Origin of the sequence: Flavobacterium sp. DG1-102-2, from assembly GCF_033042555.1 — a bacterium.
Lineage (GTDB): Bacteria > Bacteroidota > Bacteroidia > Flavobacteriales > Flavobacteriaceae > Flavobacterium.
Genome location: NZ_JAWLIK010000013.1, coordinates 59,723 through 74,929, shown reverse-complemented (window position 1 = coordinate 74,929; position 15,207 = coordinate 59,723). Strand labels below are relative to the sequence as shown.

At 40.4% G+C, this 15,207-nt stretch carries 19 protein-coding genes; 5 read left to right on the top strand and 14 right to left on the bottom strand.

The window, feature by feature from the left end:
* Window positions 1-51: 51 nt before the first annotated feature.
* The 5 genes from R1T16_RS16335 to R1T16_RS16315 form a co-directional block, all read right to left on the bottom strand.
* On the bottom strand, window positions 52-849 hold the full coding sequence (locus R1T16_RS16335) for a hypothetical protein (RefSeq protein WP_317502202.1): 798 nt from the start codon (window positions 847-849) through the stop codon (window positions 52-54).
* 9 nt (window positions 850-858) lie between these two features.
* Window positions 859-1,935, bottom strand: coding sequence for an ABC transporter permease (locus R1T16_RS16330; protein ID WP_317502201.1), 1,077 nt, complete (start codon window positions 1,933-1,935; stop codon window positions 859-861).
* On the bottom strand, window positions 1,928-2,149 hold the full coding sequence (locus tag R1T16_RS16325; RefSeq protein WP_317502200.1) for a hypothetical protein: 222 nt from the start codon (window positions 2,147-2,149) through the stop codon (window positions 1,928-1,930). Before R1T16_RS16325 ends, R1T16_RS16330 begins: the two co-directional genes overlap by 8 nt.
* A 184-nt stretch (window positions 2,150-2,333) precedes the next feature.
* The gene (locus R1T16_RS16320) at window positions 2,334-3,431 is read right to left on the bottom strand and encodes a thioredoxin family protein (protein ID WP_317502199.1); all 1,098 of its coding nucleotides are present in this window, start codon (window positions 3,429-3,431) and stop codon (window positions 2,334-2,336) included.
* 58 nt (window positions 3,432-3,489) lie between these two features.
* The gene (locus R1T16_RS16315; protein WP_317502198.1) at window positions 3,490-4,032 is read right to left on the bottom strand and encodes a DUF1599 domain-containing protein; all 543 of its coding nucleotides are present in this window, start codon (window positions 4,030-4,032) and stop codon (window positions 3,490-3,492) included.
* 85 nt (window positions 4,033-4,117) lie between these two features.
* Here R1T16_RS16315 and folP point away from each other — a divergent pair, with 85 nt between their 5' ends.
* Entirely contained in the window at window positions 4,118-4,942 is an 825-nt protein-coding gene (folP, locus tag R1T16_RS16310) for a dihydropteroate synthase (RefSeq protein ID WP_317502197.1), read from the top strand.
* Window positions 4,939-5,241, top strand: a complete 303-nt coding sequence (locus R1T16_RS16305; protein WP_317502196.1) for a hypothetical protein — start codon at window positions 4,939-4,941, stop codon at window positions 5,239-5,241. Before folP ends, R1T16_RS16305 begins: the two co-directional genes overlap by 4 nt.
* A 47-nt stretch (window positions 5,242-5,288) precedes the next feature.
* On the opposite strand, the gene rlmH is transcribed toward R1T16_RS16305, so the two are convergent.
* From rlmH to ligA, 4 genes are read right to left on the bottom strand one after another with little or no spacing between them, the layout of a single operon-like run.
* The gene (gene rlmH / locus R1T16_RS16300) at window positions 5,289-5,762 is read right to left on the bottom strand and encodes a 23S rRNA (pseudouridine(1915)-N(3))-methyltransferase RlmH (RefSeq protein WP_317502195.1); all 474 of its coding nucleotides are present in this window, start codon (window positions 5,760-5,762) and stop codon (window positions 5,289-5,291) included.
* 22 nt (window positions 5,763-5,784) lie between these two features.
* Window positions 5,785-6,474 carry a DKNYY domain-containing protein gene (locus tag R1T16_RS16295; protein ID WP_317502194.1) on the bottom strand — a complete coding sequence of 230 codons (690 nt, stop codon included), beginning with the start codon at window positions 6,472-6,474 and terminating at the stop codon, window positions 5,785-5,787.
* 14 nt (window positions 6,475-6,488) lie between these two features.
* Complete coding sequence (locus R1T16_RS16290; RefSeq protein WP_317502193.1) at window positions 6,489-6,992, bottom strand: hypothetical protein; 504 nt, start codon at window positions 6,990-6,992, stop codon at window positions 6,489-6,491.
* Between the two features lie 2 nt (window positions 6,993-6,994).
* On the bottom strand, window positions 6,995-8,998 hold the full coding sequence (gene ligA / locus R1T16_RS16285; RefSeq protein WP_317502192.1) for an NAD-dependent DNA ligase LigA: 2,004 nt from the start codon (window positions 8,996-8,998) through the stop codon (window positions 6,995-6,997).
* Window positions 8,999-9,108: 110 nt separating this feature from the next.
* On the opposite strand from ligA, the gene R1T16_RS16280 reads away from it, so the two are divergent.
* On the top strand, window positions 9,109-9,645 hold the full coding sequence (locus tag R1T16_RS16280) for a hypothetical protein (RefSeq protein WP_317502191.1): 537 nt from the start codon (window positions 9,109-9,111) through the stop codon (window positions 9,643-9,645).
* Window positions 9,646-9,945 (top strand): hypothetical protein, encoded by a 300-nt coding sequence (locus R1T16_RS16275; protein ID WP_317502190.1) that lies wholly within the window; start codon window positions 9,646-9,648, stop codon window positions 9,943-9,945. It abuts the gene before it with no gap.
* Window positions 9,946-10,029: 84 nt separating this feature from the next.
* On the opposite strand, the gene R1T16_RS16270 is transcribed toward R1T16_RS16275, so the two are convergent.
* From R1T16_RS16270 to rpsF, 4 genes are all read right to left on the bottom strand, one after another.
* Window positions 10,030-10,497 carry a DUF6495 family protein gene (locus R1T16_RS16270; protein ID WP_317502189.1) on the bottom strand — a complete coding sequence of 156 codons (468 nt, stop codon included), beginning with the start codon at window positions 10,495-10,497 and terminating at the stop codon, window positions 10,030-10,032.
* Between the two features lie 147 nt (window positions 10,498-10,644).
* On the bottom strand, window positions 10,645-11,094 hold the full coding sequence (gene rplI, locus R1T16_RS16265) for a 50S ribosomal protein L9 (RefSeq protein WP_317502188.1): 450 nt from the start codon (window positions 11,092-11,094) through the stop codon (window positions 10,645-10,647).
* 15 nt (window positions 11,095-11,109) lie between these two features.
* Entirely contained in the window at window positions 11,110-11,406 is a 297-nt protein-coding gene (rpsR, locus tag R1T16_RS16260; protein ID WP_020211613.1) for a 30S ribosomal protein S18, read from the bottom strand.
* A 2-nt stretch (window positions 11,407-11,408) separates the two neighbouring features.
* On the bottom strand, window positions 11,409-11,753 hold the full coding sequence (gene rpsF / locus R1T16_RS16255) for a 30S ribosomal protein S6 (RefSeq protein ID WP_317502187.1): 345 nt from the start codon (window positions 11,751-11,753) through the stop codon (window positions 11,409-11,411).
* A gap of 173 nt (window positions 11,754-11,926) precedes the next feature.
* Between rpsF and R1T16_RS16250 the strand changes: the two genes are divergently transcribed.
* Window positions 11,927-12,622 carry a LytTR family DNA-binding domain-containing protein gene (locus tag R1T16_RS16250; RefSeq protein ID WP_317502186.1) on the top strand — a complete coding sequence of 232 codons (696 nt, stop codon included), beginning with the start codon at window positions 11,927-11,929 and terminating at the stop codon, window positions 12,620-12,622.
* Here R1T16_RS16250 and priA read toward each other — a convergent pair.
* On the bottom strand, window positions 12,619-15,069 hold the full coding sequence (priA, locus tag R1T16_RS16245) for a primosomal protein N' (RefSeq protein ID WP_317502185.1): 2,451 nt from the start codon (window positions 15,067-15,069) through the stop codon (window positions 12,619-12,621). The two genes, R1T16_RS16250 and priA, sit on opposite strands and share 4 nt — an antisense overlap.
* Window positions 15,070-15,207 lie beyond the last annotated feature (138 nt).

Genomic DNA, 15,207 nt, shown 5'->3' with positions numbered 1-15,207 from the left:
AGGCGGCGAACAAACTTCTGCCGTTAACTAAAAAAATACCATAGTTGTTAACTATAACGTTTTTTGATACTCCTCTTTAAAGCCCGAGATGGTACCATTGTCCAGCTTAAAAGAGCCTGTTACTATGAGATGCTCCCTTAGATTAGGTACCATATTCTGTGGTATGTAATCAGGATAGTGGTTTGCTGCTCCGGGGTAATAGGTGTAGTTGTAACTTATCGTCTTTTTTTTGGTGTCGTAGGTAATAAAGTCATGCTTAAACGGCGTATCTAAAGGGAGTGCGACAAGAAAAGATGTTTTGTCTTTACTGAAATAGTCTTTTAATGCGACAGGTATATTTGTATCGTTGGTTACAAGTTGTTGCAGTGCAAGTTTGTTATTCTCTAACCTGTATTGTTTCAGCTTTAGAATGTGGGTCTGGACATCTTCGTCCGAAAAAGTGTCATAATCTATAATTATATAACTGCCTTTACCAGCCGCTGTAATATTATAAATATAAGAAAATCCGGATTTTTCCTCTATATATCCTGAAGCAAATTGTGTCACTGAATAATGGAATCCAATAGAAGTTTCGCCATCTCTGACCATACCGGAAAATACAAATATTTTAAAAGCGTTGTCAGGAGAGTAGTGTACTTTTGAAATCCTGTACCTGTACGATTCAGGCAAACTGTCTCTTCCCAATTCTTTTAGTTGTACTTCATTTGCTTTTGCCTTAAAATACGTCATCAATAAGGTGTCGTTTGCCTTATCATAGCTTTTTAGCGTTTCTTTAGTGTCTGCATCCTGTGCCTGTATACTCATGCAGAATGACAACAACAGGACAATAAAAGCTATGATTTTTTTCATGGACGAGTTTTAGCTTAATCGAATCCTTGGGTCAAGGTAAGCATAGATAAGGTCTACAAGTATATTAATAATCACGAATGTAGTTGCAATTACCAGCACCGACCCCATAATGACAGGCAGATCGAGTGTATTTAGGGCTTCCACCACCTCTTTGCCAAGGCCGTTCCACCCAAAGATGTATTCTACAAACACGGCTCCGGCGAGCATCGATGCAAACCATCCTGATATGGCTGTGACTACAGGGTTAAGGGAGTTTTTAAGCGCGTGCTTACGGATGATGCGCAGTTCGCTCAATCCTTTTGCCCTTGCCGTACGGATGTAATCCTGGCTAAGCACTTCAAGCAGCGAGTTACGCATAAGCTGAATTACAACACCAAGCGGGCGTATGCCCAATACGATGGCGGGTAATATGATGTTCTTCCATTTGATATATGACCCCTCGCCAAAATCGTCTACCTCATACAGGCTTCCGGTCATGTCAAGGTGTGTGTATTTATTCAGTAGAAACCCAAACAGCCATGCAAACAATATGGCTGCAAAAAAGGAGGGAAGGCTCATGCCCAGCGTACTCACAAGTGCAATTGACCTGTCTATCCACGTGTCTTTATATAACGCTGAAATGATCCCGAAGATAATCCCAACAACTATTGCGATTATGATTGCAAAAAACGCAAGTACTATTGTATTAGGCAGTGTATCGCCTATAACCTGTGTAACTTTCTTGCCACTTTTCTGGAAGCTTTCACGCAAATAGGGCGTCTTTATAACTGTAGTCGTGCTGCCAATGGTAAATAATTTTGCAGCATTATATTTTCCTTCCGCCAGATAGGTATAATCGCCCTCTGTTCTGCTGTGAAAAGATATGGGAAGTAAATCATTAATGTAATATAGGTACTGCGTAGAAACGGGCTGGTCAAAACCATACTTTTTTTTGATGAGCGCCAGTTGTTCTGAGTTTTCATTCTGGTCGAGCATCATGCGCGCAGGATCACCAGGAAGTACTGTGAACAAAAAGAATATGACAGTTACCACACCAAAAAGCGTGAGTAAAGCATATCCTGTTTTATATAGAAAGTATTTAACCACGTTTCGGAAATATATCTTTTATTATTCTGTAAACCGTAACTATTGCTAGCAAACTAGCCAGAGTTATAGTAAAATACCCTGAAAGCTGTCGAAAAATATCTTCTGCACCATCAATTTGATGATTCTGCGCCAGAATAATATTGCGGCCAAGAAGAAATAATACAATTGCAATAAGTATACTTCTCAATGGACTTCTTTGTTTTATAGTATCCATTATTTCTTTTTAAACGGTTCAATAATTAAAATGAACAACATTTTTGTAAGGAATCCAAGAAAGCATAAAAAAGCGATAGGAGCCTTGGGTAGTACCTTTAATAAAAGTGAGGCTTGATTTTTATCAGTATTTTGATTCCGGTCCATCATCTATTATCTCAAATCTAACTTCTAAATACTAAAAACTACTTCTTAACCTGAGAATACGATTTTTTGTACACGCTCATCAGCTGGGAAGCCACAAATTTTCTTTCGTTGATGCCATCCCATTCTTTGATCTTGTTACCATTCCAAAGGTAAACCACACCCGGAGTATCGTTGGCATTGCCTAAAACCTTCCAGAAGGTAATGATATCAATTACTTTATAAGGATATTGCGCACCTGCAAACTTAAAGAAGTCAGGTATTTTCTCGGCTTCCTCATCCATGAATATGATCTCAAGTTCAGGGAAGTCTTTATTTTTAGCCTTCATTTCTGTAAGCTGTTTTGCTGTATCCATGCAGTGTTCGCATCCCGGGGCAAATAAACCTATTATCTTTTTACCCTTATCGGCATTGGCAAAATACTGCGAGTACACCGATTTTACATGAGCAGGCTCGTCGGCAGCGGGTTTCGTTTCGGTAGCAGGTTCAGTTTCTGTAGTCGGAATTTTCACAGCAGGTAGTGTAGTATTGGTGCTGTCTTCTGTGGCAATAGTACTGAATTCTGAATTCCCTGCAGGAATTGTTTCGGCAGCATCTACCGTGGCAGGTTCGTGCTGTGCCGGCTGAATAGGAGCACTCATGAATACGCCAAGTATTGCAGCAAGCGTTACCGTAGTAAGTATCCAAAAGTTATTTTTGTCAGATCCTGCCGGAAGAAGTTTATAAAGCCATACCAAAAGGATAACGGCAACTATGTTTTTTATGATAGCTTCTACCGGAGTCATAGGGAGCAGGCTTCCAAAGCAGCCGCAGCTTCCTGAATTTCCGTGTACTATTGTGTCTATGGTCAGGTGTATTATAAAAACTACCAGCATAAGTATAGTAGCAGGAGTAACAAAACGTTTCAGGTAATGCGGCTGAAGTATCAGTAATCCGAGTGCAAACTCAATACCTATAAGCGTTCTTGAAAAGTAAACTGCAACTTCAGGAGAAAAACCAAGCGGATATAGCTGTTTTACCTCAAATGTAGAAATCGCAAAATAAGGCGACGGATACATTTTGGCTGCTGCCGAAATTAAAAACAGCACAGCAATTACAATTCGTATGGTCCAGGGGATATATTTCTTGAAGTTTTCCATGAGTATAAGTTTTTTCTCAAAAATAAGGCATAAGCCCTTTCAATTTGTTAATGACTTGTTATTGACCGAATTTCGATAGGATAAGGGCAAACACAGCATAGTTTATCATATCTTGGTAATTGGCATCAATACCTTCAGAAACCAGGGTCTTGCCTTTGTTGTCTTCAATCTGCTTAACGCGGAGTATCTTTTGCAGGATCAGGTCGGTTAGCGAACTGATGCGCATATCCCTCCATGCTTCGCCGTAGTCATGGTTTTTAGCTTCCATAAGGGTTTTGGTTAGCTGCAGTTTTTCGTCATACAGGCGTGCAGCTTCCTCTACATCAAGATCAGGCTGTAAGGCGACACCCATATCCAGGTTAATAAGCGCCATTATAGAGTAGTTAATGATACCTATGAATTCTCCGGTTTCATCTTCATCAATTTTGCGGACTTCATTTTCCTGGAGACTGCGTATACGCTGTGCTTTTATAAATATCTGGTCGGTGAGCGATGGCAGTCGTAAAATGCGCCATGCACTACCGTAATCTTTCATTTTGTTGATGTAAAGCTGCCTGCAAATGGCAGTAACGCCATCATATTCCTGAGAAGTAGTACTCATTTAAGTAGTATCTTTGTGGTGTATAATTTTTTCAAATGTAATAAAAAAGCCCCCTAACGGCAAGGGCGATTTAAAAATAGACGCTATGTTGATTAACTGTAGAGGCAGGCTGGTAGATTTATCGCAACCCAAAGTAATGGGTATACTTAACTGCACACCCGATTCTTTTTTTGACGGGGGAAATTATAACAACGACAGTAAATTTTTACACCAGGCAGAAAAACTGCTGGCAGATGGTGCCGATTTTATAGATATCGGCGCCTATTCCTCTAAGCCAAATGCCGAATTCGTTTCCGAAGAAGAGGAGATTGCACGTATGGTTCCTGCGGTAGAACTTGTTATTAAACATTTTCCTGATGCACTTATCTCTGTAGATACCTTTCGCGCGGCTGTTGCAAAAGCTGCCATAGAAAACGGTGCTGCCATAGTAAATGATATCGCTGCCGGTCACCTTGATGACAGGATGCTGGAAACGGTAGGCCAACTGAAAGTACCCTATATCATGATGCATATGCGGGGTACACCGCAAACCATGGTTAAGCTAACGCAGTATGACGATATCGTCCAGGAAATGATGCTCTATTTTTCTGAAAGGATAAATGCGGCAAGAAGTTTTGGCATAGATGATATTATCATAGATCCCGGCTTTGGCTTTGCCAAAACATTGGAGCAGAATTATGAAGTGCTTGCCAAAATGGAGCTTTTTAACCTTACCGATTTGCCAATACTTGCAGGGATGTCACGAAAATCGATGATATACAAACTGTTAAACACTACACCACAAGAAGCACTTAACGGTACAACTGTTTTAAATACAGTGGCTTTAAGTAAGGGAGCAAAAATCTTAAGGGTCCATGATGTGAAAGAAGCGGTGGAGGCAATAAAAATTTTTAGTAAATTGGGGTTATGAAAATAATTACCTGCCTGTCTGCAATACTGCTGCTTATCGGCTGCCAACAAACAAATGAAGATATCGTATCTGTACGCAAATGGAAAGCCTCCGATGGTTACAACCTCGGCGATATGATCACTTTTTCAGGAAATAAAACCCGGGGGTTATACATTAGTAACGATACAATTTACAGGGATGGGAAACCTGAGGCTCTTGTTGTTTCTACTGAATATAAACTAGACCATTATGTCCTTACGCTGCATTCCATAGATCATAAACAAACCGGAAAATATATTGACAAAGGCCGCGCCGAGTAATCTTAGGTTAAGGAGTTTAGAATAACCAAATCCGCAAATACCCAAATTTACTGGTGGTGATAAGGTTCGTTTCGTAGTATCGTAAACGCCCTGTATACCTGCTCAATAAAGAATAAACGCACCATCTGGTGGGAGAAGGTCATTAACGATAAAGATATCTTTCCCTGCGCCTTGCTGTACACTTCCTGGCTAAATCCGTAGGGTCCGCCAATAACGAATACCAGCGTTTTGATACCCGAATTCATTTTCTTCTGCAATTCCTCAGAGAAGCCTACGCTGCTAAAGTTCTTGCCATTTTCGTCGAGTAAAACCAGCTGATCGGTAGGGGAGAGCTTGGAGAGTATGAGTTCGCCCTCTTTCTCTTTCTGCTGTGCTTCGCTAAGGTTTTTTACGTTCTTGATATCGGGAATGATCTCCAGTTCAAACTTTACGTAAAATGACAGCCTTTTGGTATAATCATCAATAAGCTGCTGTAATGCTTTATTGTCGGTTTTGCCTATGGCGAGGAGTTTTATATTCATTTCTAAAAAGGTTCTGAGGGACTTAGTTGCTGAGGTGCTTAGTTTTTGAAATATATCTATCAAGTTCCTTTATAGCTTTTTTTATTTCAGTGTCATTCATATCCTCCATACTTATAGGATTGTTACCTTGATAATAAATATTCATATATTTTGCAATGCACGTATTCCCGTTTGGCAATATTTTAAATTCTTTTTGGTTAATCTCTTTCATTAGGCCAAAGCGCATATCATAAATATGATTTTTGTCTCGCCCATAGCAATTATTTACAATTTCAAAAGTTGCATAATCAGCTTCATTTACAATTTCAAAATTTCCTCCTCCTGAATTTCCCCAAAAATGGTAAATATAATTCTTGTCTTTAAAATAGCCACCCCATGCCCAGTCTCCACCTATTTGTTTGATTGTTTTAATGTCTATTACGTCTTTAAAAGACTTTCCATCATTGCAGCATCCAAAAAAAGTTCTATAAGTCGTGACAGCTTCTCTCGATACAATATAAGAAGTTTTAAACCCTATGTCTCCATATTTACTTATTGAAAAGCCGTCTTTTAAAGGTCTCCAATTCATTGCTTTTGCAAGGCTGTCCTCATAATTTATTGCCCTTTCTAAACGTTTTTTACTTCTGTCTTCTTCTGTGTCTTGTGCTTTACATTTGTTCAGATTCAAAAATATCAGCACTAAAACGAATATGAATTTTATATGGTTTCTCATTTTTTATAAGAAATTTAATTGCTTTTTTTATGTCTGACCAAGACAATATACTTTCTTCCGCATTCACTTAAAACGGTATAACTGTTCATTGCATTGCCATAATTCTGAATCGTGATGGAGTCACCGCTTATTAATGCTGTAACCGCTGATGGCACTTCTTTTTGCTCTTGCCCGGCTTCCTCGTTATTAACGTCGCCTTCATATTCATCCCACGGCAGGTTGTTCAAGATAATGTAAGTTCCGTCGCTATGTTTTTTGATACCAGCACTCCCTTTTGCATTTCTTTTGTCGGTAACAAGATGATAACTATAGCCATAGGCACTTTTTGCTATGTTCAGGCTAAGGTTACAATTATAGGTTTCGGTACTGTCATTTACAGTTTTATAGGTACCTGCATACTCATCTTTGGGCTGAAGTATAAGCGGAGTGCCTTTAATAACCTGTTCTTTCGGTTTGTCGGCCATTTCCTGACAGGACACTGCAAATAGTGATATTAAGGCAAACAGCATACATCTCATAACTAACCGTTTATAAGGGCTATAAAATCATCTTCACTTATAATTGCTACACCAAGCTGGTTGGCTTTCTCTAGTTTTGCAGGGCCCATGTTATCTCCCGCAATCACATAGTGTGTTTTAGATGATATTGAGCTGCCTACTTTACCTCCATTATCTTCAATGGCTTTTTTAAGGTCGTCCCTGTTGAATTTCTCAAACACGCCCGATACCACAAATGTTTTACCGGCAAGCTTATCGCTTACGCTAGTGTCTGCCTTTGCCACGGCTTCAAGCTGAACGCCGTAACCCTTTAAACGCTCAACTATTTTTCGGTTCTCTTCGTTCTCAAAGAATGTAATTACGCTTTGTGCGATACGCTCGCCAATCTCGTCAACCAATATTAAATCCATAAGTGAGGCATTCGCCAGATTATCGATAGTCTTATAATGCTTAGCGAGTTTTTTAGCAACGGTTTCTCCTACGTATCGAATACCGAGAGCATACAATACGCGTTCAAACGGCACTTCTTTAGATTTTTCTATACCATCAATCAGGTTCTGCGCCGACTTATCAGCCATGCGCTCTAAGGGGATAACCTGCTCTTTTTTAAGTTCATACAGGTCGGCATAATTGTGTACCAGGTCGGCGTTGTACAGCAGGGCGACAGTTTCGCCGCCAAGGCCTTCAATATCCATCGCCCTACGCGAAATGTAATGCTGTGTTCGCCCAATGATCTGTGGTGGACAGCCGTAAAAGTTAGGGCAGTAGTGCTGAGCTTCGCCTTCTTTGCGTTCCAGCTCGGTAAAGCATTCCGGGCATTTATCAATATAAATTGTAGGCATGGAGTCTTCCGGACGTTTTGTAAAGTCTACCGAAATAATCTTCGGGATGATCTCGCCACCTTTCTCAACAAAAACTTCATCGCCTACGCGCACGTCCAGTTTTTCAATCTGGTCGGCATTGTGCAATGAGGCACGTTTTACGATTGTACCTGCCAGCTGCACAGGTTCAAGGTTGGCAACAGGTGTAATAGCGCCCGTTCTTCCCACCTGGTAGGAAATAGAATTTAAACGTGTAGATACACGCTCGGCTTTAAATTTATAGGCAATAGCCCAGCGCGGTGACTTGGCAGTGTAGCCCAATTCATCCTGCTGGTGCAGGTCGTTTACTTTTATAACAACGCCGTCAGTTTCATACGGCAGGTCGTGGCGGTGGGTGTCCCAATGGTCTATAAAGGCAAAAACCTCGTCCATACTTTTTGCAAGCTTAGACTGGTTAGGCACTTTAAAGCCCCATTGGCGCGCTTCTTCAAGCCCTTCGTACTGGGTTTTAAAGGGCAGGCTGTTGCCTACCACAAAGTACAGCAGGCAGTCCAGCGGACGTTTGGCTACCTCGGCGCTGTCTTGCAGTTTCAGGCTGCCCGATGCCGTGTTGCGCGGATTAGAGTAAGGTGTTTCGCCTATCTCTATAAGTTCCTGGTTCATCTTTGCAAAACCCTCCAGCGGAAGGATGATCTCTCCGCGTATATCAAATTTTTCAGGATAATCGTTTCCTTTAAGCTTTAAAGGAATGGCACGTATGGTTTTTATGTTTGTGGTAACATCATCACCCTGAAACCCGTCACCGCGGGTAACGGCCTTTGCAAGGCTTCCGTTCTCGTAGGTAATACTAATAGAGGCGCCGTCATATTTCAGTTCGCAAACAAATTCAACATCGGTTGTTCCCAGGCCTTTTTGCACGCGTTTCTCCCATTCCAGCAGTTCTTCTTTAGAATAGCCGTTGTCAAGCGAGTACATTCGCCTTTCGTGTACAACAGTATTGAAATTCTTGGTTACTGCGCCGCCCACACGCTGTGTAGGGGAGTCTTCATCAAAATATTCAGGGTGCTTTTCTTCAAGTGCCTGAAGTTCTTTGAGTTTAATGTCAAAGTCAAAATCAGATATCGTAGGATTGTCTAATACGTAATAATTGTAGTTATGCTGGTTAAGCTCTTCGCGCAGTGCCTGAATGGTTTGAAGGGTATCCATTGAATAGTTTTTGTTTGCCCTGCTAATTTAACCAACTTTTGAATAATGAGAAATGTTGTTTGCATATTTTACTTATATTGTCCTTAAAAAATCTTATATATTTAAATATCATGCTCAGAGTTTTATATGATGATTTGGAAAATGCAGGTTTTGATGCGGGTGGTGGCGAAATACTTAATTATAAAGGGCTTCCCTTTACAGGTATTATTGTTGAATATTACGAAAATGGTATTTTATTAAGCGAAGAAGAGTATAAAAACGGCTACAAGGATGGAGTTAACAGGGGTTTTTATAACAACGGGCAAATGGAAGAGGAGTGTTATATAAAATATAACAGAATTATTGAACATTATAAAAGGTGGACAAGTAAAGGTCGATTAATTATGTTTGTTATTTATGATGGTACAGGAAAAGAGACTGAGAGGGTAGTTGATTTAATGAACGAATTAAGAGTCTTGGCAATAGATGTTTATTACTACTCTGAAAAGGCAAAAGCTGTAGGGGTTCTTTTTGGATGGCATGATTCTATGCCATCTGAAGTAATTATAGAATATATAGATGATGTGGCCGACTACGTGCCCGGAGAATTCTACAAGAGAGAATTACCATCTATTAAAAAAATCATTGACAAGGTTGATCTTTCTTAAGTGACTGAAGTTATTATTGATGGGCATATTTATACTGATAACAACCGCCATCCGGGATTGGGTTATTATACATGGGAATTACTAAGTAGACGGATACCAGTTATAGGAGTGGCAAAAAATCCTTTTCATGCTAATAGTAAAAAAGTCAAAGAAGTTTTAAGGGGTAAAAGTACAAAGCCTTTATATGTTTCGGCTATAGGTATTGATGAAAATGTCGCGACATCTCATATCAAAAAAATGCATGGTGATTTCAGAATTCCTACTATATTGAAAGAACTAGACAGAATAACTAAAGAATAATATTATACTTCAGTAGCTCCCAATAGCTAGCGATATTTTTTTGTTTTAAGACAAAAGAACAAATAAAAATCGCCTTTCGGCGATTTAAAACATATCTTCAATCTGTGCATAAAGAACACCATCGCTCAAGATAGCGCCCTGTTCAATCAGGTTGAATATTTCAAGGCTTCGGTATTCCCCAAAATCTTTCTTGCCACGGGTAAGGTGCACATCATCAGAAAAGATGTTTTCGTTAAGCCAAGCAAGCCCGCCTTCGGTCATAAAGTCGGCGTGGCTGTTGTGGGCATGTATTACGATGCTCTCCATGCCGGTTTTTTCAAGTTTAAAGAGAAAGATATGGTTTTTAGAGTAGTGCTCCAGCCATTCGGCTTTTTCAAGTACGTTATCCCATATCAGGTCAGAGAAAATATCTATTTCCTGTTCGGCAACCTCCGGTTTTTCCTGTTTCAGGGTATCCCATTCGGCTTTATCTATCTTTTGTGAGGCAAGGAAGCGTATAAATTCTTCATGCAGCTCTTCCAGTTGTTCTTTAGTAAGTCTTGCGTATTTCATATCAGGTAAGTTTTGCCACTAATTTCACAAATTTCCACTAATTCATCTTGCTTAAAATATAATTTGTGAAGATTTGTGTAATTTGTGGCTCTATATAAAAAGAAAAAGCCTTCCGTTAGGAAGGCTTTTAAATATAATCACAAATGATTATTTATTTTCCTGCTCAGCAGCAATCTCGTAAGGAAGCTCAACGATTACGTCACGGTGAAGTCTTACGTTAGCAGTATATTTACCTGTACGTTTAACGATTCCGCTAGTGATGAACTTTCTGTCAATAGGCTGTCCAGCTTTCTCTAAAGCTTCAGCGATATCAGCATTGGTTACAGAACCAAATAGTTTTTCGCCACCTGCTTTAGCAGTAATTTTTATTTCAAGAGCTTTAAGAGCTTCAGCAACAACTTTAGCGTCGTTAACGATTTTTTGCTCTTTAAATGCACGTTGCTTTAAGTTTTCAGCTAGTATTTTTTTAGCTGTAGGAGTTGCCATTTGAGCAAATCCTTGTGGTATAAGATAGTTACGGCCATATCCGGCTTTAACTGTAACTACATCGTCCTTAAATCCTAGATTCTGAACGTCTTGCTTAAGTATAAGTTCCATTACAATGACTCGTTTTTATTTTAATAAATCAGCCACATATGGCATTAATGCTAAATGACGTGCTCTTTTTACAGCTACAGACACTTTTCTTTGGTATTTTAAAGAAGTACCTGTTAAACGGCGAGGAAGGATCTTTCCTTGCTCGTTAACAAACTTCAATAAGAAATCAGGATCTTTGTAATCTACATATTTGATACCTGATTTTTTGAAACGGCAATACTTTTTAGTCTTGTTCGTCTCTATGTTTAAAGGCGTAAGATATCTGATATCCCCGTCTTTTTTTCCTTTAGCTGACTGTTCTATTGTTGACATAATTAGTTTGCTTTAGCTGCTTTTAGTTTTTCTCTTCTTCTTTCTGCCCAAGATATTGCGTGTTTGTCAAGGCTTACAGTTAAGAAACGCATAACTCTTTCGTCACGACGGAATTCAGTTTCAAATCCGATTAATACCTCAGCCGGAGCTTCAAATTGGAAAAGCGTGTAAAATCCGCTTTTTTTGTTTTGGATTTCGTAAGCTAATTTTTTTAAGCCCCAATCCTCTTTTGCTACAAACTTGGCTCCACGGGAAGTAAGATAATCTTCAAACTTACTTACTGTTTCCTTTACCTGGGTTTCAGATAAAACGGGATTCAAGATGAAAACAGTTTCATAGTGATTCATAATAAAAATATTTATTTGTTATAAAATTGGGTGCAAAAATAGTAAATAATATTTAATTAGCAACAGGTAAATTTGGATTTTAAAATGTTAAAAAACCGTTTTTTTGTTTATATTTGTATTTATCCAACAGAATCCAAAAAAAAATACTGAACATTATTAACTAAAAGCTGCTGATGAAACTTAACTGTGTTGTTGTCGATGATAGTACAATACATAGGATAACTGTCGCAAAACTGGTCAACGAACATCCTGACCTGACGCTTGTAGGTGATTTCTCCAATGCGTCGGAGACAAGGAACTGCATTCTTAACAAAAATGTAGACCTGCTGTTCCTGGATATCGAAATGCCTGTTCAGAGCGGATTTGACCTTCTTGACGGACTCAAGACAAGGCCACAGATTATCTTTGTATCGTCTAAATCGGATTATGCATTAAAGGCGTTTGACTATGCCGCCGTAGATTACCTTCATAAGCCAATTACCAAAGATCGTTTTAATAAGGCAGTACTTAAAGCTATTGACGCTGCACAGCGCAAAAAGGAAAGTACTGATGACGACGGGGAATTTATCTTTATAAAGAGTAATCTTAAAAACTTCAAGATCTTTATCGCTAAGATCAAATGGATTGAGGCTTATGGTGATTATATCAAATTAAACACCGAAGACGAAACCCACCTGGTGCTTTCTACCATGAAATCTTTTGAAAATGAGCTGCCGGCCGATAAATTTCTCCGGGTACACAAATCGTTTATCATAAATACTGAAAAGGTAGACCGCTTTAACAGCAAATTTGCCGAAATAGGTACTACTAAAATTCCGCTGAGCCGGAATAAAAAGGAAGACCTGGCAAAAGCGCTTAACAAAGCCTAATAAGGATCTGCATTTATTGTAACCCTTACAGGCCTGTATTGAGGTACTGCCTCAAAACTGCCAAGAATTTTTTCTATTGCTTTCTTTGTCGCCCCCAAAGAATTGCCGGCCGAAGGTATCTTTACCATTATAGTACGTATGTACTCATTTCTTATCCTGTTTATTCCCGGTTCTTCGGGTCCAAGTACAGGTATCCCTAAATTTTGCGATAGTACATTATACAGCCACAGTGCGCTGTCTTTCAGCTTTTCGTAATCCCTGTGTTTTAAAGTTATGCGTATAAGCCTGTAAAAAGGAGGGTATTTAAAGTTATGCCTTTCATATAACTGTTCCTTATACATGCCTTCATAATCGTTTGTGGTAACCTGCTGGATAACGTTATGCAGCGGATTGTACGTCTGTATAAAAACTTTTCCTCTGTCGCCTTTACGGCCTGCACGGCCCGCTACCTGAACCATCATTTGGTAAGCGCGTTCAAATGCCCTGAAGTCGGGCTGAAAAAGCATGTTGTCGGCATTAAGGATTCCCACCATGCCTACATTGTCAAAATGAAGTCCTTTGGCAAGCATCTGTGTGCCTACCAGTATGTCTATTTCCTTGTTCTTAAAGGAGTCTATTATCTTCTCGTAGCCATGTTTGCCACGTGTGGTGTCCTGATCCATGCGCCACGAATTCTTATTGGGGAACAGCGACTTGAGCTCCATTTCTATCTGTTCTGTGCCAAAGCCTTTGGTGTTAAGGTCGGTAGAATGGCATTTGTGGCAATTGGTAGGGTTCGCGATGTTGTAGCCGCAGTAATGGCAGCGCAGCGCGTTCTTGTATTTATAGTAGGTAAGGCTCACATCACATTGCGGGCATTGCGGAACGTGGCCGCACGTCATGCACTCCACCCAGGGCGAAAATCCCCTGCGGTTCTGGAAAAGTATTACCTGTTTGCCATTATACAGCGTTTCGGTAATAGCATCTATCATCTCATCGCTAAAGTGGCCTGTCATGCGTTTGCGCTTGTACTTGTCTTTGATATCGATAAGTATGATTTCCGGCGGCGTGACATTGCCAAAACGCTCCCTTAGCGTCACGTAGCCATATTTACCATGAGTGGCATTGTAATATGTCTCAATCCCGGGAGTTGCCGACCCTAACAATACCTTTGCCTTGTGAAGGTTAGCCAATACAATGGCCGCATCGCGGGCGTGGTAGCGTGGGGCAGGGTCAACCTGTTTAAAGGTCTGCTCGTGCTCTTCATCTATAACTATGAGGCCGAGGTCTTCAAACGGCAGGAACAGGGCAGAACGTGCACCTATTACAACCTTTGCCTTTTCTGAGCCTGCCAGGACCTGCTGCCAGGTTTCTACACGTTCGTTATTAGAATATTTAGAGTGGAAAACCGCAACCTGATTGCCAAAATAGGCTGTAAGCCTGACAACCAACTGTGTGGTAAGCGCAATTTCAGGAAGGAGATACAATACCTGCCTGCCTGTCGCGATAAATTCCTCTATGAGTTTTATATAGATCTCTGTTTTTCCGCTTGACGTGATACCATGAAGAAGTGTTACGTCCTTCTGCTCAAAACTTGTTTTTATCTCGTTAAAGGCCTGCTGTTGTTTTGGGCTGAGGCCAAATCCGGTATTGGTTGCATTGTCAAACTGTATGCGGTCTTCTTCAAGGTAATATTCCTCAAAAATATTTTTGTCTACCAATGCTTTTATAACGGCAGCGGTAACGCCTGCTTCGGTAAGTATTTTAGCGGTGATCGGTTTTTTAACCGATGCCTGCAGCTGAAAGAACTGCATCACCGCATCACGCTGTTTTTGCGCACGCGATAGTACCTCCATAAGTTCGCTAAGCTGTTCCTGTTTCAGGAATTCCCCCTGAAGGCGGATGTAGCGTATGGTTTTTGGTTTATATTTTTCGTTGATCTCTTCCTGTAGCGAAATCGCATTTTTAGCGATAAGCCTGTTGATTACCGGAAGTATTGTCTTTTTATTGAGTATCGAGACAACCTCCTGTACCTTTAGTGCCGACTGGGTTTGCAGTGCTTCATAAACCAGGTATTCATCGTCAGAGAGCTGTTCGTTCTCGGCGTTAAAATCGGGGCGGGAAGTGATTAGGGTTTCGCTTTCCAGCAGAAATGCGCCCGGCATCGCCGACTTGTATACTTCGCCAAGGCTGCACATATAGTAGGAGGCAATCCACTGCCAGTGGTCCAGCTGTGTTTGGGTAACCAGCGGAAAATCGTCAAGTATCTGGTGGATGTCTTTTGCTTCGTACAGCTGCGGCGGAGTCTGGTGTTTGGTCAGCACCAGTCCTGTATATATCTTGTTTCTTCCGAAGGGTACTGCTACGCGCATACCGGTCTGTAAAAAGGCATATTCAGCCTCATTGACAGCGTAGGTAAAAGGTTTGGGTAACGATAGCGGCAGTACAACTTCTATGAAAAAAGGCATATATGGAATTTGAAATACAAATATAAGATTTTTATGGTTTGTAGTTGTTGTAAGTCGGATGTCCGAAGTCAGATGTCTGAAGTCTAAAGTCCATTGTTGGCTCCCATCTTCTTGGAGAGTCCCGATAGCTCGGTAGTG